Annotated in this window: 24 protein-coding genes and 4 pseudogenes; 11 read left to right on the top strand and 17 right to left on the bottom strand. The window is 73.4% G+C overall.

Annotation, left to right across the window (positions count from 1 at the left end):
- Window positions 1-54: 54 nt before the first annotated feature.
- From ACWFQ8_RS31605 to ACWFQ8_RS31585, 5 genes are all read right to left on the bottom strand, one after another.
- Window positions 55-426 (bottom strand): HPP family protein, encoded by a 372-nt coding sequence (locus ACWFQ8_RS31605; protein ID WP_453789718.1) that lies wholly within the window; start codon window positions 424-426, stop codon window positions 55-57.
- 134 nt (window positions 427-560) lie between these two features.
- Complete coding sequence (locus ACWFQ8_RS31600; protein ID WP_453789720.1) at window positions 561-1,118, bottom strand: pyridoxamine 5'-phosphate oxidase family protein; 558 nt, start codon at window positions 1,116-1,118, stop codon at window positions 561-563.
- A gap of 94 nt (window positions 1,119-1,212) precedes the next feature.
- On the bottom strand, window positions 1,213-2,298 hold the full coding sequence (locus ACWFQ8_RS31595; RefSeq protein ID WP_453789717.1) for a globin domain-containing protein: 1,086 nt from the start codon (window positions 2,296-2,298) through the stop codon (window positions 1,213-1,215).
- 531 nt (window positions 2,299-2,829) lie between these two features.
- Window positions 2,830-3,195, bottom strand: coding sequence for a hypothetical protein (locus tag ACWFQ8_RS31590; protein WP_453789716.1), 366 nt, complete (start codon window positions 3,193-3,195; stop codon window positions 2,830-2,832).
- A gap of 100 nt (window positions 3,196-3,295) precedes the next feature.
- Window positions 3,296-3,754 carry a hypothetical protein gene (locus ACWFQ8_RS31585; RefSeq protein ID WP_453789715.1) on the bottom strand — a complete coding sequence of 153 codons (459 nt, stop codon included), beginning with the start codon at window positions 3,752-3,754 and terminating at the stop codon, window positions 3,296-3,298.
- 211 nt (window positions 3,755-3,965) lie between these two features.
- Between ACWFQ8_RS31585 and ACWFQ8_RS31580 the strand changes: the two are divergent.
- Window positions 3,966-4,276 (top strand): annotated as a pseudogene (locus tag ACWFQ8_RS31580) (DUF6192 family protein); the annotation flags it as partial.
- A 397-nt stretch (window positions 4,277-4,673) separates the two neighbouring features.
- Here ACWFQ8_RS31580 and ACWFQ8_RS31575 read toward each other — a convergent pair.
- Window positions 4,674-4,864 (bottom strand): annotated as a pseudogene (locus ACWFQ8_RS31575) (transposase); the annotation flags it as partial.
- 333 nt (window positions 4,865-5,197) lie between these two features.
- On the opposite strand from ACWFQ8_RS31575, the gene ACWFQ8_RS31570 reads away from it, so the two are divergent.
- From ACWFQ8_RS31570 to ACWFQ8_RS31555, 4 genes are all read left to right on the top strand, one after another.
- Entirely contained in the window at window positions 5,198-6,163 is a 966-nt protein-coding gene (locus tag ACWFQ8_RS31570; protein ID WP_453789714.1) for an NUDIX domain-containing protein, read from the top strand.
- Between the two features lie 66 nt (window positions 6,164-6,229).
- Window positions 6,230-6,733 (top strand): SRPBCC domain-containing protein, encoded by a 504-nt coding sequence (locus ACWFQ8_RS31565; protein ID WP_453789713.1) that lies wholly within the window; start codon window positions 6,230-6,232, stop codon window positions 6,731-6,733.
- A gap of 213 nt (window positions 6,734-6,946) precedes the next feature.
- A complete protein-coding gene (locus ACWFQ8_RS31560; protein ID WP_453789712.1) occupies window positions 6,947-7,426 on the top strand; it encodes a hypothetical protein in 480 nt (159 codons plus the stop codon).
- A 157-nt stretch (window positions 7,427-7,583) separates the two neighbouring features.
- Window positions 7,584-8,513 carry a class I SAM-dependent methyltransferase gene (locus tag ACWFQ8_RS31555; RefSeq protein ID WP_453789711.1) on the top strand — a complete coding sequence of 310 codons (930 nt, stop codon included), beginning with the start codon at window positions 7,584-7,586 and terminating at the stop codon, window positions 8,511-8,513.
- Window positions 8,514-8,599: 86 nt separating this feature from the next.
- Here ACWFQ8_RS31555 and ACWFQ8_RS31550 read toward each other — a convergent pair whose 3' ends face one another.
- Both ACWFQ8_RS31550 and ACWFQ8_RS31545 read right to left on the bottom strand, forming a co-directional pair.
- On the bottom strand, window positions 8,600-10,087 hold the full coding sequence (locus ACWFQ8_RS31550; protein ID WP_453789710.1) for a DEAD/DEAH box helicase: 1,488 nt from the start codon (window positions 10,085-10,087) through the stop codon (window positions 8,600-8,602).
- 73 nt (window positions 10,088-10,160) lie between these two features.
- Window positions 10,161-10,691 (bottom strand): MarR family winged helix-turn-helix transcriptional regulator, encoded by a 531-nt coding sequence (locus ACWFQ8_RS31545; protein WP_453789709.1) that lies wholly within the window; start codon window positions 10,689-10,691, stop codon window positions 10,161-10,163.
- A 92-nt stretch (window positions 10,692-10,783) separates the two neighbouring features.
- On the opposite strand from ACWFQ8_RS31545, the gene ACWFQ8_RS31540 reads away from it, so the two are divergent.
- Both ACWFQ8_RS31540 and ACWFQ8_RS31535 read left to right on the top strand, forming a co-directional pair.
- A complete protein-coding gene (locus tag ACWFQ8_RS31540; RefSeq protein WP_453789708.1) occupies window positions 10,784-11,152 on the top strand; it encodes an HGxxPAAW family protein in 369 nt (122 codons plus the stop codon).
- 217 nt (window positions 11,153-11,369) lie between these two features.
- Window positions 11,370-11,576 carry a cold-shock protein gene (locus ACWFQ8_RS31535; RefSeq protein WP_384531560.1) on the top strand — a complete coding sequence of 69 codons (207 nt, stop codon included), beginning with the start codon at window positions 11,370-11,372 and terminating at the stop codon, window positions 11,574-11,576.
- 162 nt (window positions 11,577-11,738) lie between these two features.
- Here the strand turns inward: ACWFQ8_RS31535 and ACWFQ8_RS31530 are convergent, their stop codons facing one another.
- From ACWFQ8_RS31530 to ACWFQ8_RS31510, 5 genes and pseudogenes are all read right to left on the bottom strand, one after another.
- Window positions 11,739-12,920: an anhydro-N-acetylmuramic acid kinase gene (locus tag ACWFQ8_RS31530; RefSeq protein ID WP_453789707.1), complete on the bottom strand. Its 1,182-nt coding sequence runs from the start codon at window positions 12,918-12,920 to the stop codon at window positions 11,739-11,741.
- On the bottom strand, window positions 12,917-14,260 hold the full coding sequence (locus ACWFQ8_RS31525) for an MFS transporter (protein ID WP_453789706.1): 1,344 nt from the start codon (window positions 14,258-14,260) through the stop codon (window positions 12,917-12,919). Before ACWFQ8_RS31525 ends, ACWFQ8_RS31530 begins: the two co-directional genes overlap by 4 nt.
- A 378-nt stretch (window positions 14,261-14,638) precedes the next feature.
- Window positions 14,639-15,145 (bottom strand): annotated as a pseudogene (locus ACWFQ8_RS31520) (TetR/AcrR family transcriptional regulator); the annotation flags it as partial.
- Between the two features lie 74 nt (window positions 15,146-15,219).
- Complete coding sequence (locus ACWFQ8_RS31515; protein WP_453789705.1) at window positions 15,220-15,573, bottom strand: DUF1304 domain-containing protein; 354 nt, start codon at window positions 15,571-15,573, stop codon at window positions 15,220-15,222.
- A gap of 132 nt (window positions 15,574-15,705) precedes the next feature.
- Window positions 15,706-16,044 carry a thioredoxin family protein gene (locus ACWFQ8_RS31510; RefSeq protein WP_453789704.1) on the bottom strand — a complete coding sequence of 113 codons (339 nt, stop codon included), beginning with the start codon at window positions 16,042-16,044 and terminating at the stop codon, window positions 15,706-15,708.
- A 152-nt stretch (window positions 16,045-16,196) separates the two neighbouring features.
- Between ACWFQ8_RS31510 and ACWFQ8_RS31505 the strand changes: the two genes are divergently transcribed.
- Window positions 16,197-16,466: a hypothetical protein gene (locus tag ACWFQ8_RS31505; protein WP_453789703.1), complete on the top strand. Its 270-nt coding sequence runs from the start codon at window positions 16,197-16,199 to the stop codon at window positions 16,464-16,466.
- A 129-nt stretch (window positions 16,467-16,595) separates the two neighbouring features.
- Here the strand turns inward: ACWFQ8_RS31505 and ACWFQ8_RS31500 are convergent, their stop codons facing one another.
- The 4 genes from ACWFQ8_RS31500 to ACWFQ8_RS31485 are packed head-to-tail and all read right to left on the bottom strand — an operon-like array spanning window position 16,596 to window position 22,042.
- Window positions 16,596-16,973, bottom strand: coding sequence for a DoxX family protein (locus tag ACWFQ8_RS31500; RefSeq protein ID WP_453789702.1), 378 nt, complete (start codon window positions 16,971-16,973; stop codon window positions 16,596-16,598).
- A 35-nt stretch (window positions 16,974-17,008) separates the two neighbouring features.
- Window positions 17,009-20,782, bottom strand: a complete 3,774-nt coding sequence (locus ACWFQ8_RS31495) for a CHAT domain-containing protein (protein WP_453789701.1) — start codon at window positions 20,780-20,782, stop codon at window positions 17,009-17,011.
- Window positions 20,779-21,777: a hypothetical protein gene (locus tag ACWFQ8_RS31490; RefSeq protein ID WP_453789700.1), complete on the bottom strand. Its 999-nt coding sequence runs from the start codon at window positions 21,775-21,777 to the stop codon at window positions 20,779-20,781. Before ACWFQ8_RS31490 ends, ACWFQ8_RS31495 begins: the two co-directional genes overlap by 4 nt.
- On the bottom strand, window positions 21,767-22,042 hold the full coding sequence (locus ACWFQ8_RS31485) for a hypothetical protein (protein WP_453789699.1): 276 nt from the start codon (window positions 22,040-22,042) through the stop codon (window positions 21,767-21,769). Before ACWFQ8_RS31485 ends, ACWFQ8_RS31490 begins: the two co-directional genes overlap by 11 nt.
- Before the next feature lie 277 nt (window positions 22,043-22,319).
- Between ACWFQ8_RS31485 and ACWFQ8_RS31480 the strand changes: the two genes are divergently transcribed.
- The 3 genes and pseudogenes from ACWFQ8_RS31480 to ACWFQ8_RS31470 form a co-directional block, all read left to right on the top strand.
- Window positions 22,320-22,676, top strand: coding sequence for a YciI family protein (locus ACWFQ8_RS31480; RefSeq protein ID WP_453789698.1), 357 nt, complete (start codon window positions 22,320-22,322; stop codon window positions 22,674-22,676).
- Between the two features lie 176 nt (window positions 22,677-22,852).
- Window positions 22,853-24,088: an RNA polymerase sigma factor gene (locus ACWFQ8_RS31475; RefSeq protein ID WP_453789719.1), complete on the top strand. Its 1,236-nt coding sequence runs from the start codon at window positions 22,853-22,855 to the stop codon at window positions 24,086-24,088.
- Window positions 24,089-24,515: 427 nt separating this feature from the next.
- Window positions 24,516-25,205 (top strand): annotated as a pseudogene (locus ACWFQ8_RS31470) (transposase); the annotation flags it as partial.
- Window positions 25,206-25,209: the final 4 nt, after the last annotated feature.

The following is a 25,209-nucleotide window of genomic DNA, read 5'->3' as shown; positions in this document are numbered from 1 at the left end:
GCGGAAACCAGGCAACTACCTGGCCTTTCTCGGACTGGCAGCCGCTCTCTGCTGCTACAAACGGCTCCTCAAGCTGACCATGTAGGACACGGTCTTAGGTAAGGCCGGACGGGGAGTGCGGGGTTCGGGCGTGTTCAGCGCCAGGGTGACGCCCGCCGCCGCCAGCGCGCCGTAGCCGGCGGCCGTGGCGATCAGGTGCCCGAGGATTACGCTGCGCGGCTGGGCCAGTGGCAGGGCGGGCGCACTGTGGACCAGGGCGGCGCCGGCGGCCAGCGGGGGTATCGGCACCGGCCGCCCGCGCCCCCGCCCGCGGCCGGGGGCCCGGCGCCTGCCCCGCCCCCGGCCGCCCGGCGATCGCCTCACAGTGGCCGTCTGGTGATGGCCTCGGAGTGGACGGCGGCGCAGGCTCGCAAGGCAGGTACCCATGGCTGGCTCCCGGATCCCCGTGACCGATCTCGCGCCGTAGCGGTCCGTTGGTCGGTCCGTCGGGCCCCGGCACGCGCCCGCCCACACGGAGGCCCGCGTCTACGACGCTCTGCGCGCCGCGGGATTTCTGCTGGTCACCGGGCACGTCCTGGGCCCGGCGCTGCCCGCGCGGTGAAGTAGTCCGCGTCCTTCGGGCGGTCGGCCGGGTGGCTGGAGCGGGGGCCCGGCACCAGGTGCGGTATGTACTTGGAGCAGTGGATGTAGGCCTCCTCGACGGTGAGGTGGACCCACATCTCAGGGGCGCGCCCCGGCGCGATGTCGTGGGGCAGGCCGGGGTGCGCCGAGCGGAGATCGGCGTCGAGGTGGAGCTGGACGAAGCCGTTGACGTGCAGGCCGACGTGGTGGTGCGTGAAGTCGACGAAGAGCATGCCGAGATGGGGGTTCTCCGTCATGTTGCCGGCACTGGCGAGCACGCCGTTCCCGCGGAACTCCGGGTAGGCCAGGGTGTGTTCGTCCAGCACGTGCACGAAGCCGGGCGGACCTGCCCGGAAACTGGCGTCGCATTCCCCGCGGGAGTCCGCGGTGGCCAGGAAGACCATGCTCTGGCGGTCGATGAACTCCCGCATCTCGGCCGTGAGGCGGGGGTGCACCTGCTGGTCGTAGAACCGTGCGGCGCGGTCGGCGCTGCCCATGTGGTGCTGCAACCGGTGCTCACCTGCTGATCCGAAAGAGGGTGGGGGGAAGGTCACGGGGGCGTTCTCCTGGCAGGCTCGGCACGTGTGTGTCTCAGGAAGCGGACAGGACGGGGGTCTCGAAGGGGTCGTGGTGGATGCGGTCGGGCAAGGTGCCGTGCTGCGTGAGCGTCTTGCTCGCGGAGACCACCATCGGGGCCGGCCCGCTGAGAAAGACGTCGTGCTGGTACCACGGGCCGTACTCGGCGATAACCTGCGGCAGGGATCCCCGGATGCCGGGGATGTGCTCGTGGGAGACGGCGCCCCTGATGGACAGCCAGTGGTGCTGCTGTGCCATCCGGAGCATGTCATCGACCCCGTAGAGCTCGGCGCCGGTACGGGCTCCGAGGAACAGATCGACCTGGTGCCGTCCGCCACGAAGGGCCACTTCCTCGACGATCGCGCGGATCGGTGCGAGACCGGTGCCCCCCGCCACGCAGAGCAGGTCGCTGTGAACGGCGGCGTCCAGCACCATGTCCCCCATCGGCGCGCCGAGTTGCAGCACGTCACCCACGGCAGAGCGGTGCACGAGCGCGTCGCTGACCGATCCGCCGCCCACCGCGCGCACGTGGAAGGTGAGGGTGCCGTCCCGACGGGGTGCGTTGGCCGGCGAGTAGTAACGCCACTGCTTGGGCCACCACGGAGTTTCGAGACTGGCGTACTGCCCGGCCGCGTACAGGTAGGGCATGAGGGGCCGCACGGTGATCTCGGCGATGCCGTGTCCGCGCAACACCTTGTGCACCACTGTGGCGGGCCAGACCGCAGGCCGCTGCGCCTCGTCCTGCTCGGCAGCGCTGATCATGACATCGGCGACCACACCGTACGCCTTCGTCCAGGCCGCGGCGATGTCCGCGGTCCAGGCGGGACCGGCGTAGCGGGCCAGGGAAGCGAGGAGGCACTCGCCCACGGCGGGGAAGTGCGCGCTGAGGGTGCCGAACTTGCGGTGGTCGCGACCGAGGTGGCCGCAGAAGCTGACCAGGTTCTCCGGGTCGTCGACCAGGTCCACGATGCGCAGCAGCGCGCGCAGCAGGCGGCCGCGCTGGGCGTCCATCCCCGGAGGGAACATCGGACGGACCTCGGGGTAGCGGGCGAAGAGGATCGCATAGAAATAGACCGTCATGTCTGCGGCGAACGGCTCCACGACGGAGACGGAAGCCCGTATGAGGGCGATTTCGTGGGCTGAGAGCGGCGGCTCGGCGCCGGCCGGCTCGCCGACGGCGCCGGCCTGGGCGGGAACTTTGCGGGGGCCGGAGCCCTCCGGGTGGGGGTGTGCGTGTGCGTGTGCGGGTGCGTGTGTCGGGCGTCCGATCCGGAACTTCAAGAGACCGGCGCCCCTCCCGTCGATATGCGAGTCGGCCGCAGGCGTCCGACGCTGTGGCACGCGCGGTCACCGCCTCGCAGCTTGCGGTGGGAGGCGTCCTCGCCCGATCTGCCTCCTGGGAGGGTGGCGGTCGTGGCGGCGACGGGGGCAGGCATGAGTCCTCCTTGTTTAGGGTGGGCACCGGAAAGCGGACCAAGCGGTTCCGGAGGCTACCCGATCATGGGTGTGACTCAGAAGTAGCAACGGCCCGCGGCAACCGGCACGGCCGATTCCGCTGATACCCCGCCCAGGGGATTTCATCTGCCGGCTGTTCAGGAGATCTGGTGGGTGGCCGATGGCCTGGCCCTGTGGTCAGGGTCGGTCGTCGGTGACGTCCAGGGCCACCTCGTAGGAGAGCTCGTAGTCCGCGCCGCTCTTCACGAATCGCGCGGTCTGGATGCCCGCCCCCAGATCCGCATCGCTCAACGCCATCGAGCCGATGACATCCCACACGCTGCCCTCCGTCGCCGGCCTCACGGCCAGCGCGAGCGTGCCCGACCCCAGCAGGGGTCTGGTCACCTCGGGCGTGTTGGTCTCACCGGTCCCGGCTTCATCCTGCCAGATCTCTTCCCCGTCCCAGAGGATCTTGACCCTGTCGACGCCCTGGCTCCCGGGCGCCTGCGGCGACGAGCAGAAGACGAAGGGGATTCTGACCTCGTTGGCGTGCGACATCGTCATCTCCGCGAGGGTGGGTGGCGGCAGTTCTACAGTAACCCTGCGTACGGGGCGGGCCCTGGAAGGACCGCCGAGGACATCGTGCTTCTCCTCCTCCTCGCGGTCACGGACGGGCTGAAGAAGACGAGCGCGGACCCGCAGTTGCGGCAGCAGCGGAAGGGGTAGCGTCATCGGCTCCGTCGAGCCAGTCCGGGACTGCCCTCAAGTGTTCGGTGGTCAGCTCCGTGTTTCCGAGGAAGACGCAGCTCAGTGGCATCCCGAGACCGGCGGCGGCGGTGGCCGCCGCCGGCGTGACGATGTCGCCCTCGATTACATAGCCGTCCAGGGGATCGGAGGCGTCGAGGCTCTCCGCGGTGGCACGGATGAACTCGATGAGGAAGGGCTGCGCCGGTACGGCCTTGTCGGGGTGCGTGCCGTGGCGCACGCCGTGCTGGGGCGCGGCGCGCTGCAGCATCGAAACCAGAGCGTCGGTTGGGCATCCCGGGATGCCGTCCCGTTCCAGCAGCATCCATGCGAGTGTGCTCTTGCCCACCCGTGGCGGGCCGCCTATCACGTAGATCACGCGTAGACCGTACCCCCGGGCGACAGCGTGAATGATCTCGCGGCAGCAGAGTCGTGATCAGCGCCTCCAGATCAGGCAGGTGAACGTGCCACGGGATGTCCGTGTCAACCGCGATCACCGCCAGCGCCTCGTGGAGGCGATCGGCAACCCGCGCCACAAGGCTGCCGACGCCCGCGAACGGGAGGAAGTCAGGTCCCAGCAGGCGGAGTATCACGCGCAGGTCGAACGCGGCCGCCAAGCCCGCGAGCACGTCGAGCAGACCAACCCATCGCTCCGGCGATCCGCCCAGATCGACCGGTCGGTGGAGCTCCTGGATCTGGTCACCGCCTGCCACGCGTTCGTCGCCGCCGCGGGCCAGGTCGTTCCGGGACTGCGGGACCGCCAGCTCGGCGACGACGAGCAGGCGGTCATCCGGGAGAACTGCGCGCGGTCCGGGCGACGCTGGACTGGATCGAGACCGCGGTCGTCACCGGGAAAGTCGACGTTGACGGCAAGCTGGCCGGCCTTCTCCAGGGTGAGTAGCCGATGCGCCGCGCTTCCCAGCGCAAATCGCCCGCGGCCAGCGGACACGCCGGTGCCATCTGCTTCATCCTCTTCGAGGCGAGGCCGGCCTGACCTTCGACCAGCTGATCAGATCCAGCGGACTCAGCGCGAGCCAGGCCCGCTCCGGGCTGGCCTGTCTTGCTTGGACGCGGCCGCGCTTCAGGCATATGAGGTCTCGGTGATCCGCGAGAAGCTCACCGAGATCCGCCGGTTCACTACCAGCGTGGCCGCCCCTCACACCGCCCTGCAGCCAAAGGGCCGGTGAATCAAGCAACTGAACACCCAGCTCAGTTCCGTCGAGTCCACGCTCGACGTAGATTAGGGTCGCCCCCGCACGCGCGGGGATGGTCCGGGCCGGCCCCGGTCACGTGCACTCACCGAAACAGGGCAGCAGTGATCGCCAGGCACAGCCGCTGACCAGGACGTAGATGATCGCCGCGAACAGCGTCTCATCAGGCGTGTCCTGCGTCCACCGCCCTGCGGCCGCACCCTCGACGGTGGGATCAACGGCAGCGCGATCTCCCACAACCCGTCCGGAACAATCCAACTCCACGTACCCCGCCCCATATCAAGGCCAACGACGCCTCACCACATAGGACACGGTCTAAAGGCGATCTGGCGGTGGCAAGAGGCGGTGCCGGCCCCACGCCCGGGGCCCACCGCCACCCTGCCGTAACCCGCGAGCCCGACCCGCTGTTGCACAGCCGGCGGGTCCACCCAGGGTGAACGGAGTACCGATGCCGCAGCTGACCCACGGGGCCGTGACGGACGAGACCCCCACCGGGGGTGAAGCGCCCGACAGGGCCGTGACCCGACCAGCTCCCGACCGGCAAGGCCGCGACCGACGCGGAAGCGACCGACCCGGCCACGACGGAGGACGACGGGCGGCCGGGGACCTGGATGACCCCCCGGGCCTACGCGGCCTCGCGCGCGAACCTGTGGACGGGGGCCCTGGTCCTCGTCACCGACACCGACGGCAGGGTCCTGGTCCGGAGCGTCGACTACCGCCCCGACCGGCTGCTGCCCGGCGGAGCCGTGGACGCGGGCGAGGCCCCGTCGGCGGCCGCCGCCCGCGAGGTGCGCGAGGAGCTCGGCATCGACGGCCGTTTCCCGCGCGGCCTCGCCGTGGACTGGATCCCGTCCGACGCCCCCGGCATCCCGCCCGAGATGGCCTTTCCCGGCGAGATCCTCTACGTGTACGACGGCGGTACCTGGCCGGCGGAACGGATCGACTCCGTCCGCCTGCCCGGTGAGGAGATCACCGCCATCCATTTCGCCGAGCCTGCCGCCCTTCCCGCACTCATGGACCCCGGGGACGCCCGCCGGACCCTGTCCGCGCTGCGCGCCAGGATCGGCGGCACGGGTGCCGCGCTGCTGGAGGACGGCCGCCCCACGGCGCCCACGGCCCTGGACCGGCTCGGGGTGCTCCGTACGCCCCGGGCCCACCAGCACTGGGACTGGCGTCCCGGCCCGGCCCCCGCACACCTGCCCGTCCGCGACCGCGCGGGCTGGCTCTTCGCACCGGACGGCCGGGTCCTCGTCCTGATCGTCCGTGCGACCGGCGCCGCCCTGCTCCCGCCCCCCACCGCCGGGCCGGCCACCGGGACCGCGCCGCTCGGCTACCGGTACGACGGCCGGGGCGCCCACCTCCGGACCGCGGCGCGCCTTACGGCCCTCCCCCCGGCGACGGATCCCGCGTACGCCCGGCTGCTGGCCACCCCCGAACAGGTCCGCGAACTGAGCGACTGGGGCCCGGCCGGCGGGCACGAACTCGCCGCCGTCCACTCGGCCCGCGCCCGCCTCTCGCTGCCCGCCCCCGTCCGCACACCGCCCATGGAACTCCCCGAGGAGGGCATCCGCTGGTGAGCCGGAATCCACCGCCATGATCGGGAAATCCGGCGTCCGGCGGCCCCGGTCCCGCAGAGTGGGGCCATGAGCGACAGTGCGATCACCTACACCCTGTACGTCCAGGCCGACCCCGCCCGCGTCTGGGAGGCCCTGACCGATCCCGCCCTCACCCGCCGGTACTGGGGGCTGAGCTTCGAGACCGACTGGGCCGTGGGGTCGCGGATGGACTGGGTCGAGCGCGGGGCCCGCACGAGCGACCCCGCGCAGCAGGTCCTCGCCTGCGTCCCGGACCGGCTGCTCTCCTACACCTGGCACACCTTCAGTCCCGAATGGGCGGCCACGGTGGGGATCGACGAGGAGCTGCGGGCCGAGCTGGCGGCCCAGCCGCGCACCAAGGTCACGTACGAGATCGAGCCGGTGGGCGACGCGCTGGCGCGCCTGACGATCCTGCACGAGGGTTTCGAACCGGGGGGCACGCTGATCGGCATGTGCGGGCAGGCCTGGCCGCTGCTGGCCTCCAGCCTCAAGACGCTGCTGGAGACGGGGGCGCCGCTGCCGGGGCCCGGGACGGAGGCGGACGAGATGTGACCCGGCGGCGGGCGGGCCCGCCACGCGCGGACTCCGCCGCGGGGCGCCCCGGGGCACCCTGATCGTCGGCCGCGCGGGGCGGTCGTGTGGAATGGGCGCCATGGGGAGAGGCCAGCACCGGCAGGGGCACACCGCCGGCACACCGCACAGGATCCACCACGCCCGGGCCGTCGCCGGCGGCCGGACGGGCCGGGTCCGCGCGGGCGGCGCCCGATGAGCCTCGCGACGGCCGACGACGACGGGCCGGCCGAGCACTGGCGCTACGAGCGCCACCTGGAGTCCCTGGCCACCGTGGCGCCGGGCGGGGACGCCGAGGCCGAGGTGGTCGCCGCCGTACTGCGCGACCCCGACCCGGTGATGGCCGAGAGCGCCGTCGTCACCCACCTGAACCGCCGCGCGGCGCAGCTGCTGGCCGACGACGCCTTCCCCGCCTGGGCCGGCGCCATGACCACCGTGCTGGAGGGCTGGGCCTTCCCCGAGCGGCGGCTGCGCGAGTGGACGCTGCTCAAGGCCATCAATCGCGGCGAGCCCTGGTCCGCGGCGCAGCTCACCGGGGCCTCCGACTGGTGCCAGCGCACGGCTGCCCAGCGCTTGGACTCGTACGAGGCGCTGGGGCTGCTCGCCACCGCTGCCCGGACCCGGCGCGTCCGCAACGCCGCACGCGAGCGGTTGCGCCGCCGGACGGAGGTCTGAGGGCGCCGCACCCGCCCACCGGGCCCGGCTCTCGAACGTGTCCCGCGCACCGGTCCCGCACATGTCTCGTCACACGTCCACCGAAGGCTTAAGGTGCCGTTACCCGGCCGGGTATCAGCGTGAAGACCGATGCCACTTCGCTGGAGGATGACTCTCCGTGTCGCACGTTCCACAAGCTTCCGTCACCACCCCCGACGGTGAGCCGGCCCCGCTCGTCCCCACCACGTACAGCGAGGTCAAAGGCTGGTTCTCGGCGTATGACCAGGTGCTCTTCGACTGGTTCCTGACGCGTCAGAACACAGGTGAAGGGCGGTCCGGCGACCTGCTGGAGCTCGGGGCCTTCATGGGGAAGAGCGCCATCTTCCTCGGCCGGTACCTGCGGCCCGGTGAGGAGTTCACCGTCTGCGACCTCTTCGACTCGCCCGCCACGGACGACTTCAACGTCGCGGAGAACCGCAGCTCCTACCCCACGCTCACCCGGCGCGGCTTCGAGACGAACTACCTGGCCTTCCACGAAGCGCTGCCGACGCTCATACAGGCTCCCACCTCGGTCGTCCCCGGCCGGGTCAAGCAGGCGAGCTGCCGGTTCGTGCACGTCGACGCCTCGCACCTCTATGAGCACGTCGTCACGGACATCGAGTCCTCGCGCCTCGTCGCGGCCCCGGACGCGGTGGTGGTCTTCGACGACTACCGCTCCGAGCACTGCCCCGGCGTCGCCGCCGCCGTCTGGACCGCGGTGGTCACGGGCGAGCTGCACCCCATCTGCGTGTCGGCCTCGAAGCTCTACGCGACCTGGGACGACCCGGCACCGCACCAGGCGGCGCTGCTCGCATGGCTGGAGGAGCGCGCCGACCTCTGGCACGGCGTGGACGTCATCGACGGCCGCCCCGTGGTGCGGGTCGGTGACCAGGGCGCCGTCCCGCCCGCGCCCCCGGAGCCGCTGCACCCCGCGCCGGAATCGGCCCCGGCGCCCGCGCCCGCCGCTGTGCGCAGACCCGGTGCCCGCTGGCGCAGGCTGGCCAAGGACCTGCTCCCGCCCGTGGTCACCCGCGCGATCGTCGCCCGGAACCGCCGCCGCAGGCACTGACCGCCCGCGTCCGGCTCCCCGCGTCCCGGGTCCGTACGGAGGCGCCCGGCCCCCGGGGGCCGGCTCCCCGCGTACGGGGGCCCGGCTCAGGCGCCCCGGCGCACCCGGGCCGCGCGGCGGGCCTCGGCGGTCTGCCTGGCCTCGGCGGTCTTGCGGGACTCCTTGCCGCGGGCCGTGCGGCCGGGCCGGGTCCCCATCCCGCGGAAGCCGAGCTCCGAGCCCGAGGGCTTGCCCTTGGCGTCGGTCGGGGCGGAACCGGCCAGCGGCACGCCCGCAGGAGCCTTCGCGCCGGTGATGCGGCTCAGCGCCGCCTCGCCGGAGCGCACCTGGGTGATGGTCGGCCGGATCCGGGCGTCCGCCATGAGCCGGACCATGTCCCGGCGCTGGTTCGGGGTGACGAGGGTGACGACGCGGCCGGACTCGCCGGCGCGGGCGGTCCGGCCGCCCCGGTGCAGGTAGTCCTTGTGGTCGGCGGGCGGGTCCACGTTGACCACGAGGTCGAGGTCGTCGATGTGGATGCCGCGCGCCGCGACGTTCGTCGCGACGAGCACGGTGACCTCACCGCTCTTGAACTGCGCCAGTGTCCGGGTGCGCTGGGGCTGCGACTTGCCGCTGTGCAGTCCTTCCGCCCGTACGCCCATGGCCCGCAGGTGCTTCACGAACTGGTCGACGCCGTGCTTGGTGTCGAGGAACATCAGCACCCGGGCATCGCGGGCCGCGATCTCGGTCGCCGCCGAGATCTTGTCGGCCGCGTGGATGTGCAGCACGTGGTGGTCCATCGTCGTCACCGCGCCGGCCTGCGGGTCCACGGAGTGCGAGACGGGGTCCTTCAGGTACGACCGCACCAACTGGTCCACGTTGCGGTCCAGGGTGGCCGAGAACAGCATCCGCTGACCGGCGTGGTGGACCTGGTCGAGGATCTCCGTGACCTGCGGCATGAACCCCATGTCGCACATCTGGTCGGCCTCGTCGAGCACGGTGGTCTTCACGCGCTCCAGGTGGACGTCACGCCGTCCGACCAGGTCGCTGAGCCGCCCGGGGGTGGCCACGACGACCTCCGCGCCCGTGCGCAGCGCACTGACCTGCCGGCCGATGGACAACCCGCCGACGACCGTGGCCAGCCGCAGATCCAGGGCCCGTGCGTAGGGCTCCAGCGCCTCGGTCACCTGCTGCGCCAGCTCGCGCGTCGGTACGAGGACCAGTGCCAGCGGCCGCTTCGGGTCCGCCCGCTGTCCCGCCGTCCGCGCCAGCAGGGCCAGACCGAAGGCCAGGGTCTTGCCCGACCCGGTCCGCCCGCGGCCGAGGACGTCCCGGCCGGCCAGGGCGTTCGGCAAGGTGGCGGCCTGGATGGGGAACGGCTCCGTCACACCGAGGTCGGCCATCGTCGCCACCAGCTCGGCGGGCAGGTCCAGCTCGGTGAACGACGCCACCGGCGGCAGCGCCGGCACCTTGGGCGCGTGCGTCGTGAACTCGCCCTGCGGCCCGATGCTCCGGGGCGTCTTGCCGCCGGACTTGGCTCCGGCCCTGGCGGGGCCCTTCACACCGAAGCGTCCATGAGCTGACGGGTTCCTCATGCAGGGCCTTTCGCAAGCGGGGGAGAAGAAGATGGTCAACCGCCCATGGTACCAGCGGGCCGCGGGGCAGCACTTAACCGTCTTCGGCGTCTTCGGCGTCTTCGGCGTCCTCGGCATCCTTGGCGTCGAGCTCGCCCGACCGCACCAGGACGCCGTGGGCCCGTACCTCGACCGCGGCCCGCTGGAACCAGTCGGCGATCACGGCGATCTCGTCGGGGGTGTAGTCGGAGAACAGGGCGCCTAGCCGGTCGTAGAACGGCTGGTAGACCGCCACGACCCGGGTGGCGGCCGCGGGCTCGGCCACCACCCGCACCCGGCGCCGGTCCGCGGGGTCCGGTACGCGCCGCGCGTACCCGGCGCGTTCGAGCCGGTTGAGCACCCCGGTGACGGCGCCGGTGGTGAGGTCCACCAACTCGGCGAGTTGACCGGCGGCCAGCGGGGCCTCCCCGGCGCCCAGGATGTGGCCCAGGCAGGTCAGGTCGGTGACGTTGAGCCCGAGCCGCTGCGCCACCTCCTGCTGGGCGACGATGCCGAGGGCGACGTACTGGTCCATGCGTGCCATCGCCTCCGCGGCCGTGGCCGGGGGGCGCGTCTTGCCTTCCACCCGAATACTCCTTAGCATCTAAGTTACTTAGCTCGTGAGATAAACAGATCCTTTCTCCGAGCGTACTGCCGACCCTCCGACCAAGGGGAACCATGAGCGCGCACGGACACGTCGACCTCGGCCACACCGTGGCCGGCTGGACCGGCACCACCTTGGCCCTGGTGGGCTGCACCGGAGCGGGGGTCGCCGTGTGCGCGGCCTGGACCCCCGGGGTCTGGCTCGGCCTCGGCGTCGTCGCCGTGGCGGGGCTCGTCACCTGGCTGCTCCACCTCGCCGGCTGGGGCAAGCCGAGCGGGCCCCGTCCAGAGGTCGAGTGGGACTGGCGGGTCAGGGACGCCACCGCCCGCACCGGCCACGCCGACTGCCTGGGCTGCCGGGTCGGTGGACCCCGGCGAGCCGTTGTGTCGGCCCCTCGCTCCCGTTCCGCGACCCCGCTGCCCACTTCGGGTGGCAGCGCCTGAACAGGGGGGCGGAGCGGCTCCCTGTAGCGGTTCGCGAGCTGCCCGACGCCCGTCGCGACGGCGCCGTTCCCTCGATCCGCTGACAGGTCGACCGGAAGTTCGAATATGCGGCGCGCCCCGGTTGGCCGCGTTCAGCGTGTGCTCTGCGGGACCGTTGGGCAGGATCGAGACGGCCGCATATGCGGCCCGCAGTGGAACGTTGTGAAGGATCAGCCAGATGGCAACAGGCATCGTGAAGTGGTTCAACTCGGAGAAGGGGTTCGGCTTCATCCAGCAGGACGACGGCGGCCCGGACGTGTTCGTGCACTTCTCCGCCATCGAGACCAGCGGTTTCAAGTCGCTGGAGGAGAACGCGAAGGTCGAGTACAACGTGACCCAGGGCCCCAAGGGCCCCCAGGCCGAACGGGTGGTTCCGCTCTCGTAGGCGCCGCCCCCGTAGTGCCGCTTCACGAGCTTTGCCCGTGAGCCGAGCCCCGCCGGCCGGTCCGGCGGGGCTCTCGCGCGTCCCGGCGCGGCTCCTGCCGCCGGTCGCCCGGTCGCCCGGTCGCCCGGTCGCCGGTCCCGGGCCGGCCCGGGCCGGGGGTGGTCACGGCGGGCCGACCACCAGGGTGCGGGGCGGGCCGTTCGGGCAGGGCGGCAGCCGCAGCGGGCGGTGGCCGGGGGAGAGGGAGCCGAGCACCCGAGGCCCCCGGGCGCCGGTGCACTCCGGAGCGTTGCCCGGCAGTCCGTGCAGGGTCAGGAAGCCCAGGACGGCGAAGGCGTACGCCTCCTTCGCGGCTCCCGGCAGTCCGAGGACCTCGGAGGTGAGCAGGGACGCGCGCCCCGCCAGCTCCTCGCGGAGCATCGCCATCAGCACCGGATTGCGGGTGCCGCCGCCGGAGGCGATGACCTCGGTGGTGCCCAGCGCGGCCAGAGCCTCGGCCGCGGTGCGGGCGGTGAGCCGTGTGAGGGTGGCGAGAAGGTCGTTCGGGGCCACGGCGCCGCATCCGTCCAGCGCCGCGCGCAGGTAGCCGTGGTGGAACAGCTCCTTGCCGGTCGTCTTGGGGGCGGGCATCCGGTAGTACGGCTCGTCGAGCAGCCGCCGCAAGAGCGGCTGGTGGACCCGGCCCGCCGCCGCACCCGCCCCGTCCTCGTCGTAGCCGAGCCGTCCCGAGGTCAGCTCGCGCACCGCCGCGTCGATGAGGGCGTTGCCCGGGCCGGTGTCGAAGGCCACGGGGGCGCCGGTCGCGGGTACGGCGGTGAGGTTGGCGATCCCGCCGATGTTCAGGGCGGCGGGTACTCCCGGCCGACCGCGCAGCAGCATCACGTCGATCAGGCTCACCAGCGGGGCGCCCTGCCCGCCCGCGGCGACGTCCGCCGGGCGGAAGTCGGAGACGACCGGCAGGCGGGTGGACTCGGCGATCCACGCCGGCCGGCCCAGTTGGAGCGTGCCCCGCACCCGGCCGTCCTCCACCCAGTGGAACACCGTCTGCCCGTGCGAGGCGATCAACTCGGCGCGCCCCTGGCACAGTTCGCGATCCGCCCGGAGGGCGAGGGCCGCGAAGGACCGGCCGACGAGGGTGTCGAGCCGGCACACCTCGGCCATGCTGGTGCCGGCAGGCGGCAGCGCGGACGCGAGGGCGCGCCGCAGCTCCTCCTCGTACGGCGCGCTGACCATGCCGAGCGGCACCAGCCGCAGGGTGTCGCCCCCGTTCTCGACCGTCAGGTCCGCGGCCGCGGCGTCGACGGCGTCGTAGGAGGTGCCCGACATCAGGCCCACGACCCTCATCGCAGCTCCCGGCGGTGGTCGTCGCCGTTCAGGCTCGCGAGGGCCGCGGCGCTCAGGGCGCACGCGCCGGCGGCGTAGTAGGCGGGGATGTCGGCGTTGCCGGTGGCCGAGACCAGGGCGGTGATGACGAGGCCCGCGCAGCCGGAGAACACCGCGTTGGCGAGCGCGTACGCGACTCCCAGGCCGGTGCCGCGCACGCGCGTGGGGAACATCTCCGCGAGCATGGCGGGTCCCGGACCCGCGAGCAGGCCGACCGCCGCTCCGGCGGCGAGGACGGCGACCGCCCGGACCGCCGTCGACGTGCCGGGGTCCTGGAGCAGGCGCAGCAGCGGAAGGGCGGACACGGCGACGGTGACGGCGCCGCAGAGCATGACGGGGCGCCGGCCGACGCGGTCGCTGAGTGCTCCGGCGGGCAGGATCGACGCGGCGAATCCGATGTTGGCGAGGGTGGTGGCGAGGAGGGCCTCTCGGAAGGAGGCCCCGAGCGTGGCCTGGAGGTAGGACGGCAGGACGACGAGGAAGGTGTACCCGGCGGCGGACCAGCCCATGACCCGTCCGACGCCGAGCGCGATGGTCCGGGCGAGTGCGGGCGGATCGGCCGTTCCTCCGGGGTGGGGCGTTCCTCCGGGGTCGGGCGTTTCCCCGGGGTCGGGCGGACGCGCCGCGGGTGAGCGCCCCGGTTCCGTCAGGCCGGTGCGCAGCCACAGCGCCGCCAGCCCCAGCGGCAGGGCCGTCAGGAACGGGACCCGCCAACCCCATGCGTACAGGGCCTCCGGCGAGAGCAGCGACGCCAGCAGGGCCGCGGCTCCGGCGCCGCAGAGCAGGCCGAGCGCGACGGTGAAGGACTGCCAGGCGCCGTACCGGCCCCGCCGGCCGGGCGGCGCGGACTCCGTCATCAGGGCGACGGCGCCGCCGAACTCCCCGCCGGCGGAAAGGCCTTGCAGGGCGCGCAGCAGGGTGAGCAGCCAGGGAGCGGCGTCGCCGGCCGTGGCCCGGGTCGGGAGCAGGCCGATCAGTGTGGTCGCGAGGGTCATCAGGCAGACCACGGTGATCAGCGTGGGACGGCGGCCGACCCGGTCGGCGAGCCGGCCGAAGAGCACGGCCCCGGCGGGACGGAAGAAGAAGGCCAGCGCGAAGGAGGCGTACGTGGCGACGAGCGGCCCGGCGCCGGGGTCCGCCGCATCGGGCGGGGTGAAGAAGTGTGCGGCGATGATCGTGGCGAAGCAGCCGTAGACGCCGAACTCGTACCACTCGACGAAGTTGCCGACCGAGCCCGCGAGCAGCGCGCGCCGCGGGCGGGCGGCGGCCGGCGGCGCGGGACGCACTGCGAGGGGGGTCACCTGTGCTGGCTGCCCGATCGCGGCGGCCGCGATGCCTGAGGCGGCCGCGGTTCAGCACAACGGCCCCGGGCCGCGGCCAGGCGCGGGCCGCCGTGCGGGCGGGGGAGCGAGGTGTGGGGTTCACATCAATTGAACGTGTTCCACAAATCTCGGAGGTGTTCGCGTGCGGTATCCCGCGGTCAGCCCGCGGTCAGCCCGCGGTCAGCCCGCGTCTCCCGGCAGAGCGCGGTGGAGGGCGAGGAGCAGGCGCCAGAGCCGCTCCGCCAGCGCGGCCGGGTCCGTGGGAACCGCCGGGGGCGCCGGGGCGGCCGGGGTCGTCGGGTCCGCCGAGGTTGCCGGGAACGCCAAGGGCGCCGGGTCTGCCGGTGGGTTCGGCGGGGTCGCCGGGATCGTTCCGTGGAGCCAGTCCGCGAGGACCCCCGTGAAGGTCGCGGCCACCGCCGAAGCGGCCAGGTCCGCGTGCGGCGCGCCGGCGGCGAGGCGCTCGGCGCGGGCGCGGGCGCGCAGTTCCCGGTGGAGGCGGTCGCCGAGCGGACCTCCGCCGCCCGGCAGGAGCAGGGTTCGGTACAGCGCCGCCCGGTCGGCGGCGTCCGACAGGAACTCCGCCAGCTCCCCGGGCGGTCGCGCCGGGGCGAGCGCCGACGGGCCGCCGACCTGCCAGGCGTGCAGGGCGTCGACGGCGGCGTGCACCACCTCGGCGCACGCGTCCACCGCGAGCGCGGCGAGGTCCTCGTAGTGCAGGTAGAAGGTGGCCCGGCCGACGCCCGCTTCCCGCACCACCGCCGAGACGCTGACCTCGGCCAGGCTCCGGCCGGCGCACTGGGCGAGCAGGGCCACCCGCAGCCGCGCCTTCGTCCGGGCGGTACGCGGGTCTTCCGGCCGCAGCTCCTGCCCCCGTGCGCCAGCAGGGCGCAGGTCCTGCCGCGCCCGTACGCCCTCGGGGCGCGGGTCCGGTCGGCTCACGCGGCCAGGAGCGCCGCGCCGAGGGCGAGGGCGCCGGGCAGGGCCTGGGCGACGAGGATCCGCCGGTTGGCGGTCGCGGCCCCGTACACGCCGGCGACGATCACGCAGACGAGGAAGAAGACCTGCGTGGCCAGGGAGTCGATGACCAGTGCCCAGATCAGGCCGGCCGCGAGGAAGCCGTTGTACAGGCCCTGGTTGGCGGCGAGCGGCGCGGTGAGCCGGGCGGTGTCCGCGTCGAAACCGGAGAGCGAGCGGCCCGGCGGCCGCTGCCACAGGAACATCTCCAGGACCAGGATGTAGATGTGCAGCGCGGCCACGAGGCCGATCAGGATCTGAGCGACCGTATGCATGACCGCCTCCTCTTCCGAAATTCATGGACAGATGTTCAGGAATTCATGGACGACTGTACAGGAAGTGGTCGGGGGGACGGCGTCTGTGCGTCGCGGTCCTCACGGGCGGGCCATGGATGTGCCCGGTAGGCCTCAGAGGTGGGCGTCCAGGAACTGCCGGAACTCCTCGCGCGTCATCGGCCCGGCCTGGGTCGCCACGGCCTCGCCGTCCTTGATCAGCACCGAGGTCGGGGCAGCGGCCACCCCGTACCGCCGGGTCGCGTGGGGGCAACGGGTCATGTCGGTCCGGACGGGGGTGAACCGCGCCCCGTACTCCCGCGCCACATCGCCGACGACGGCGTCCATCGCCCGGCACGCCTCCACGGCCTTCGGCCAGCTCCCGCAGAAGTAGGCCAGGACCGGCCCGGCCGACAGGGAGAGGATGAAGTCGAACTCCTGGTCCTCCAAGGGCTGGTGTACCCGACGTGCCATGCGTGCCGCTCCTCGCTCGTACGCCCCGGGTCGGCGGGGCGGGCCACCATCATCGCCGCTCCGCCCGCCGGGCCGCACGGGACGCCCGCACGTCGCGGTGGCGCCCGTCCTCGCGGGTCCCGTTGTCAGTGGTGCCTGTGAAGCTGATCGGTATGGACGACAGGATGATCCGGCGCCGGGTCTACGGCGCCGACCACGAAGACCCCGATCCCGGCCCGCGCAGCGGACGCCTCTACGGCGAACTCGTGGGCGGACCGCTCGACGGCCTGCTGCTGGACATCACGGGCTGGAGCGCGGCCCGACTCGCCGAAGAGGCCCGACTGCCCACGGAGATAGGGCGCTACGGCGCCGGAGGTCGGGCCCACTACCGCAGGAGGGCCGCCGACCCCGGTCGCTGGGACTGGGTGGGCGACAGTCGCTGACCGCGGACCTCCCGGGTCGGGAGGCGGTGTACGAGCCCCCGGTCCGCCGACGGATACCGGGGGCTCTGGTCGGCACTTCCGGTACGGGGCCGGGATCGGATGCACCGGCCGGGGAGCGCTGAGCGGCCGTCAGCGGCTTCCGGCCTCCCGGCTCACCTTGCGGGCCCACAGCACCAGCGGCAGTTGGATCGGCAGCCGGCCGAGGGTCACCGCCCGCGTGACGGGGGAGCGGCGGCGGGCATCGACGGCCATCTTGACGTTCGCCGGGAACACGCCGACGAAGAACGCCGCCGTGGCCAGCGCGGCCGCCTTCCGCGTGCGCGGATGGGCGACGCCGACAGCGAGGGCGAGTTCGGCCACCCCGCTGGCGTACGTCCACTGGCGCGGGCTGCCCGGCAGCGAACGGGGCACGCTCGCGTCGAACTGCCGAGGGGCGACGGCGTGCGCGACGGCCGCTCCGGCCAGCAGACCGGCGAGCAACAGCGGGGAGGAGGGGACGCGTGGCATCGGGATTCCTCTCGAAGGGGCCTGGACCCGCGATCCTACTCACCAGTAGCCGGTGAGGCGCCCAGGTGGACGAACGCGGCCCAGAAGCGGGGCTCCGCGTAGACGAGGGCAGCCCCCGGCAGGCCGTCGAGATACGCGGCGGCTTCGCGCAGGCGGGCGCGGGCCGCCTCGTCCCGTACGACGCCGAGGAGCTCGGCGCACCACGCGGACAGGTGCGCGGCGGTGGAGTCCCGCAGCCAGAGCTGCGCGGTACGCAGCGCCTGCCCGATTCCGGCGACGGGACCGGTGCCGGTGCCGACGCCCACGCCAACGCCCGTTCCTGTGCCTGCGGCGGGAGCCGTGCCCGTGTCCGCGGCGGTGCCCGTGCGCGCGGCGCGCGAGAGTTCGCGGTAGAACCGCGTCGCGACGAGCATCGTCGCCAGGTCGTTCACGTTCCACAGCGAGGCGATGACCTCCACCGCACCGGCCTGCAGCAAGCCCGAGGCCAGCCCGATCGCCTCGTCCGGCAGGAACTCGTCGGTGGACGCCGTGCGGCAGGCCGACGCGAAGACCAGCCGCACCCCCCGGAAGGCGCGGTCCGCCATGATCCGGCGGAGCGTCATCCGGCTTCCCCCCGCCAGCACGAAGGCCGACTCCAGCGGGCCGGCCGGGTCGAAGGAGCCGTGGCACGCGAGGTGGACGTGCGTGGCCCCGGGCAGGTCCCGCGTCAGGAAGACGGGGGCGACGGCCGCCGCGCCCTGCCGCACCACCGACCGGGACCAGGGGAGCAGCACGGCGACGGCGGCGGCCTCGGCCGACGCGAAGCGCAGGTCGCCGGTGGGGTTCCCGACAGCCGCCAGGACGGGGGGCCCGGACCGGGCCGGCGGCCTGCGGGCGAGCACCGCCGCCGACGGCGCGAAGGACACGGTGAACTCGTCCAGCAGGCAGCGGCCGTCGTGGACGTAGGCGTGCAACGGCAGCCCGGCCAGGGAACCGCAGGCGACCAGGGTCACCTGCCCGACGCGGAGTTCGCGCAGCCACGCCGCCAGCGTGCCCGCGAGGCGCTCCTGGAGCACCGTGCCGGGGTCGCCGCCCTCCGGCGGGCGCCGCAGGTCCGCCGTACGGGTGTCGAGGTCGAGCCCGCCTCCCTCGATCCGGCGGACGAGCAGGAGGTGCGCGGCCCCCTGGAACAGGTACAGGTAGACCAGGGGGCGGTGCGGGGGCGCCGCGGCCGACAGTTCACCGATGCCCGGGGGACGCAGCGGCTCGGCCGCCGCGGTGAGCCGCGCGAGCGCGGCGGCCCGTTCCTTGCGCGCCTTGGCGATCGCCCGGACCAGCTGCAGCTGGAGCCGCTCGACGTCGTCCGTGCCGTAGCCGGCGACGGGCACCGACCGCTCCGCGCTTTCCAGGCGCGCGAGCCGGTCGCCGGCCGCCCGGTAGGCGTCCAAGGCGGCGGGATCGGCGTCGCGCGCGCTGCGCAGCACGTCCTGGTCCTGCTGGAGGGTCTCGCCCAGTTCCCGGGCCCGGGTCCGTTCCAGGAGGAGGGCGGCGTCGAGGGTCCGCCCCGCCCTGACCAGAACGGTGACGATCTCCAGCACGTCCCGCGCGACCGCCCGCTGCTCCATGTGCCGGCTCTGCCGCAGCAAGGCGTCCTGGTACAGGCCCTCGTGCAGCTCGGCGGCCCGCGCTCCGGCGTCCGCCGCGGCCGACCAGTCCTGCTGATCGCCGAGGAACCGCAGGTAGAGCATGCAGGCCGTGACGGCCTCGCTGCCCTGCCCCCGCTCCATGAGGGCTTTGATCATGTTCTCGTGCGCGGTCCGGTCCTCCGGAGGTTCCAGTTGGGACAGGTTGAGCTGGACGCCCGCCCAGTCCCTGGGACTGTTCTCGAACGTCAGCACGCGCAGGGCGGCACGGAAGTGATCCGTCGCGGCCGCGAGTTGCTCCGGCACCCTGGTCTGGACGCGCATGATCCCGAGAAAGGACTGCGTCAGCGCCCACTCCCGCGGGGACGCCTCCTCGGTGAAGACCTGGAGGCAGGACGTCAGATGGGCGATCGCGCTGTCCGGCCGGGGATCGGCGCGCACCTCGTGGTCGCCGAGGGCGACCCCGAGGTTGAAGTCCGCGTGGGCCCAGTGCCCGGGATGCTCTTCGAGGGTGAAGACCGAGAGGGCGGCCATGAAGGCCTGTACCGCCAACTGCTGGGTGGCCTCGACGTCCCGGCCCCGCATCATGCTGTAGGCCACGCCGAGGGAGGTCTGGGACATGGCCCAGTCGACGGGCATCTCCTCCTTGGGCTGCGCGGCGAGGGACGCGCGGTAGTGCTCGATGGCGCGCCACAGGTTCGCCTCGCGACCCTCGGAGAGCCGGTCCCGGTACAGATGCGCGAGATTGTGGTGGACGTCCCCGCGCTGCCGGCGGTCCGTCACGGGATCGAGCAGGTCGAGAGCCTGGTGGGCGGCGTCGATCGCCTCCTCGATGTGCCGTGCGGGGTCACCCGTCGGCTGCCGGGGCAGGAGCTTGGCCAGCATGCCGAGCAGGTCCGCCCGTGCCGAGGCCTCGGCGTCGTCCGGCAGGGAGGCGAGGGCGGTGCGGCAGAGGTCGATCGCGCGCCGGATGCCACCGCGCCGGTCCGTGCGGTCGGCGTCGTCCAGCAGGCGCTGGGCCAGGGACACGGCGACGGCCGGATAGCGGGGATGGGTCGGGGTCACCTCGGACAGACACGCTTCGAACAGGGCCAGGGCCTCGGCCGCGTTGGCCACGGGGTCGCCCTCCCTGCGCCGGGCGTAGGCGACGCCGAGGTTGAACCTCAGCTCCAGGTCGACCCCGAGCTCGACGGCCTCGGGCACGGCCAGGGCGGCCCGCAGGAGCGCGACGGCCTCGTCCGTGTCGATCTGTCCGTTGGTGCGCGGCGCGAGGACCTCCTCGGCGAGTACCGCGCACAGGAACACCCACCCCTCCCGGGCGGTTTCGTACGGGTTGGCGGCGAGGGCCTCGCGGAGCCGGGCCAGGCGGGCGTCACGGTCGGGGAGCGTGTTGACGGAGTCGACGAACGCGAAGGCGTCGACCCGGGCGGGGGCGGGCTCCCGAGGAGCCGGTTCCCGGGGCATGTGCTCGTCGACCCACGCGAGCAGGTCCCGCAGTTTCGCCAGCAACGCGGAAGCGGACCTCCGGTCCGGTCCTTCGGGCAGTCGGCTCTCGCCCTCCGCGGCCAGCTCCACCGCGCGCACCAGCCGGGCCCGGTGGGCCGCGGGACCCCCGTCGAACACGCCGGCGAGGGCCTGTGCCAGAGTCAGCTGGTAGCGGGGCGCGTCCGGATCGGTCGGGTCCGCCAGCAGCCGCTCCAGCACGGCCGAGCGGAGCTGTCGCAGGGGCGGGGTCAGCTCGTCGCGACGGTCGTCGACGAACGTGAACAGCGTGCGGCAGATGCCGCGCGAGGACATGCCGGGCGGTGGCTCGTCCACGAGGGCCCACAGGGTCCGGGCCGCCGTGAGCAGGTCCTCGGCCGAGTGGGTCAGGACGTACCGGTGTTCCTGCGCCCGGAACAGGTTGAAGGACGCCGCGGCTCGTTTGGAGGAAGGGACGGAGGGCAGCGTCAGGGCGCGCTCCAGGCAGTTCAAGGCCCCCGCCAGATCTTCGAGACGGCTGTCCCGCCCGTAGCGTTCCAGCCGGGCCGTGCCGAGCGCGGCCAGCGTCGACCAGCGCTCGGGTACGGACAGCCCGCCGAAACCGGGGTGGGTCAGCACCGCCTCCCAGGCTTCGACACAGGTGTCCGGATCGGCGTCCCGCGGCAGCCTCCAGGCCCGGGCGAGGAACTCGCTCAGCACGGTCACGCACCTCCGGGAGGAACGCCGGGCCCCGCCCCGGGCGGCGCGAGCAGGGGCGCGGGCGGGTCGGTGAAGAGGGGCTCGGGCCGGCGGGATCCGGCGGAGAGGTACGTGGTGAGGCTCCGCCCCGCGCGGTGCTCCGCGAACGGATGCTCCGGAAGGGGCCGGCGCAGGGACTGGTAGAGCTGCGGCCGGTACAGGTCGAAGCAGGATTCCAGGAGTTCCGCGTGGATCCGCGCGGCGGACAGCAGGAAGCCGCGGTAGGCCGTGGCGGCGACGAGCACGGACAGGGGCAGCGCCCAGAGCGTCCACACCGACCACACCGAAGACAGGACGGCGCAGATCCACACCTGGGTGGTGAGGTGCACCGACCGGCGGGACGCGACGACCTCGTTCCTGGCCGCGTCCGGGAGCACCAGCCACAGCCGCGGCCAGCAGACGACCGGGTCCAGTCCGTAGTGGGCGCGGATCCGCTCCTCCGAGGCCCGCAGGACGTTGCCGAACCGGGTCGGCATCCTGCGCCGGGGATCGAACGGCGCGGAGCGCACCCGCAGGGCCAGTCGCCCGCGCTCCGCGAGCGCCTCGGCGTCGAGGGAGTCGGCGGGGCGGGCGGCCAGCGGACGCAGCCGCGCGATGTCGGCGTCGGCGCGCCGACCGAGCCGTTCGCGCAGCCGCCGGCGCGGGCGCGCGAAGACCCAGTACCCCTCAAGGGTGCGCACGAGCGGCCGGGAGAAGAACTGCAGCAGCAGTCCGGAGAAGGTGAGCAGCAGCAACACCCCCGCCACGGCGACCGCCTGCACGAGCACCGGGAGCCCGGCCAGGCCCGCCGTCCACTCCTTGGCCGCGCCGAGCCAGCCCAGCCGCTGGACCGTGGGCCACCCCTCGCCCCGCAGCCAGGCACCGAGTCCCGCCAGCCAGAAGAGGCAGGCCGGTGAGAACAGGGCGGTCAGCCAGCGGTCGGAGAGCTTTCCGCCCACGCCCTTCCAGAAGTCATTCAGCACCGGGTCCCCATCCGGCGGTCCGGTACGTCAGCGCGGAGCCGTCGTGGGGGCACCGTTCGCGCGGCGGGGTGGGGTCCCCGACATCGAGCACGGGCCACGCGTAGTCGCAGACGGAGCAGACGAGCCGGTCGAAATCGACGAAGGCGTCGCCGTCCATCCCCTGGTACGAACGGCCGTCGGCCCTTTCCCCGCCGCCGGGATCGTCGTCGGTGGATTCGGGCGGCCGCCGCCCGGCCGTCCCGTCGAGCTCGTGTTCCCGTGCCACCGACGCCCCCCGTTCGTGCCCCTGCCCCTTGGCCCCGCCCCTCCCCAGGACACCGCCGAACACGGCTGTTGTCCAGGGGGCCCGCGCGGCGGACGCGGCACGAGGCAGGTCGGTGCGCGGGAGTCCGGCGGCCCCGTCGGCGCGTCTGCGAGCCGCGGTGGACGGAGCTGGAGAATCTTTTCGAAGAATCTTTCGGGAGCTGTCGATCCGGCCGCTCCCCGTTCGACGCAGGGGTGAGAGGCGGGGACGGTCCCCGCCCTCCGACCGAGGAGTCACCATGCCGCGCTTCCTGACGATGATCCGTATCGACGAGCAGAACCTTCCCGCCGAGGGCTTCCCCCCGGAGTTCGAGGAGCGCATGGGCGCGCTGCTGGAGGAGATCACCAAGGCCGGGGTCATGCTCGACACGGCGGGGCTGCTGCCGACCTCCGAGGCCACCAGGGTCACCTGGTCCGACGGGAGGATCAGCTGCACCGACGGTCCCTTCACCGAGACCAAGGAGGTCATCGGCGGATACTCCCTGAGCCAGTGCAAGGACAAGGCCGAGGCCATCGAGTGGACCCGCAGGTTCCTGGAGATCCACCCGGCGCACTGGACGCTCAGCGCCGAGGTCCGGGAAATCGCCGAGATGTGATCCGCCCCCGTACGGGCCGGCCGCCCGGCGCGGCGGCCGGGGGGGGGCGGGCCCCCGGAGCCCCCGGAGCCCGCGGAGCCCCCGGAGGCCGGCCGCGGGCGGCTCCCCCAGCCCGGGCGGGCCCGCCCGTTTGCCCTGTTCCGCCCCGGCTGCTCTGATGGGTGGCCGTGACGGCAGTGAGTACGGCCCAGGCGGTCGAAGCGGTGTTCAGGATCGAGTCCGCGCGGATCATCGCCGCGGTCGCCCGTATCGTGCGGGACGTGGGCATCGCCGAGGAGCTCGCGCAGGACGCCCTCGTCGCCGCGCTGGAGCAGTGGCCCGCGTCGGGCGTACCGGACCGGCCGGGCGCCTGGCTCATGGCCACCGCCAAGCACCGCGCGATCGACCTCGTCCGCCGCAAGGAGACGTACGCGCGCAAACTCGCCGAGGTCGGCCGGACGCTGGAGGACGCGCCGCCCCCGCCCGAGCCGGCGGACCCCGACGACATCGACGACGACCTGCTGCGGCTCGTCTTCACCGCCTGCCACCCCGTCCTGGCGACCGAGGCCCGCATCGCGCTCACCCTGCGCCTCATGGGCGGGCTGACCACGCAGGAGATCGCGCGCGCCTTCCTCACCTCCGAACCCACCGTCGCCCAGCGCATCGTGCGGGCGAAACGGACCCTGGCCAAGGCTGCCGTGCCCTTCGAGGTCCCGTACGGCGCGGACCGGGAGGAGCGCCTCGCCTCGGTCCTCGAAGTCATCTACCTCGTCTTCAACGAGGGCTACTCGGCGACCGCCGGAGACGACCTCGTCCGCCCCGCCCTGTGCGAGGACGCCCTGCGGCTGGCCCGCGTCCTGGCCGCCCTGATGCCGAAGGAGCCCGAGGTCCACGGGCTCGCCGCGCTGCTGGAGTTCCAAGCCTCCCGCATCGCCGCCCGCACCGGCCCCGACGGGGAGCCCGTCCTGCTCGCCGACCAGAACCGGGCCAAGTGGAACCGGCTGCTCATCCACCGCGGCATCGCGGCGATGCGGCACGCGGGCACCGGCCCGTACTCCGTCCAGGCCGCGATCGCCGGCTGCCACGCGGCGGCCGTCCGCTACGAGGACACGGACTGGCCGGCCATCGCGACCCTCTACGGCCGGCTCGTCCTGCTGCTGCCGTCCCCCGTGGTGGAACTCAACCGGGCCGTCGCCGTCTCGATGGCCCGGGGCCCCGAGGCGGCGCTGCCGCTGGTCGACGCCCTCGCGGCGGAACCGGCCCTGCGCGCGTACCACTTGCTGCCGAGCGTACGCGGGGACCTGCTGGAGCGCCTCGGTCGCACGGAAGAGGCCCGCGCGGAGTTCGAGCGGGCGGCCTCGCTCACCCGCAACGCGCGCGAACGCGCCCTGCTTCTGCGGCGCGCCGCCGGGACCGGGACGGACACCCCCTAGCGCGGTGCCCGCCGGCCCGGAACCGGTCGGCCGGGGGTCGAGCCGGTCGCGGCTGGCCTTCCGGGTCCCCGGTCCAGAGCGACCTGTGACGGCGAACCTGGACCGCTTGCCATCGAAGTGGACCAACGCCATTACGTCACAGCGACAATGGACCGCCGCAGGTCAGGAGACCAGAAGCCGTGAGCAAGGGAGTGCGTCCCGTCTCCCTTGATCTGGTCCGTGGCGGCGGCTGTGCAGCTCCCCGCGCTTCCGATGCAGACGGTGAGGAAGCCGGTCACCCGCTCAATGACCTCCGCCTGCCCAGCCTGCGTCTGCGGCTCCGAGCACTGGGGGTCTTCGTGCACGGCGAAAACCTCGCCCTCCTCCCGGCGGAGGCCGTCTGCGGACAGCCCGTTGCTCGGTCTCGCACAGAAGGGCCTAACGACCTCTCATCCGCACGGACATGCCGTGCACCGGCCCCCTGCCCGTCGACAGCGACCTGGTCAAGGCCATCGCCGTCCTCGCCCGCGCTCACCAGGACGCGGTGTGGAACCGGCAGCAGATCGCCAACCAGCTCCGCTCTCTCCTGCGCGAGTACTACCCCGCAGCTCTTGAGGCATGGCGCCACAAGGCTGGCGGACTGACCCGGCCGGACGTGCGGAAGATCCTGCCGCGGCACCGACCCCGACCAAGGCCGCCGAGCTGGCGCCTGGAAGCTCAAGGTGACGATAACGCGGGCCGCCAGCGCGGCATCAACGAGGACGCCGAGCGGATTCAGACGCTGTTCCGGCAGCCGGCCGCTCGCCCGCTACCGGTGGTGGAGGAGGCGATGGGCATCCAGGTCGAGGCGCTGCTGGTCCAGTTGAACGCCGTCTGCAAGGTAGTCGACGAGCTTGCGAAGGCGGTCGAACGGACCTTCCGAGCCCACCTCGACGCCCCGGTCATGCTCAGCTTCCCCGGTATCGGCCCCGGAGTCGGCGCCCGCCTCCTGGCCGAGATCGGCGACGACCGCAGCCGCTTCGCCACCGCTGGCGGACTCAAGGCATGCGCGGGAGCTGCCCCGATCACCCGGGCCTCGGGCACACGCACATACGGCGGGCGCCGGCTCGTGAAGAACAACCGCCACAACCACGCCGGCTAGC

Source organism: Streptomyces sp. NPDC055254, from assembly GCF_053606025.1.
The sequence above is the reverse complement of the archived record's forward strand: the minus strand, read 5'-3'. Positions and strand labels throughout refer to the sequence as shown.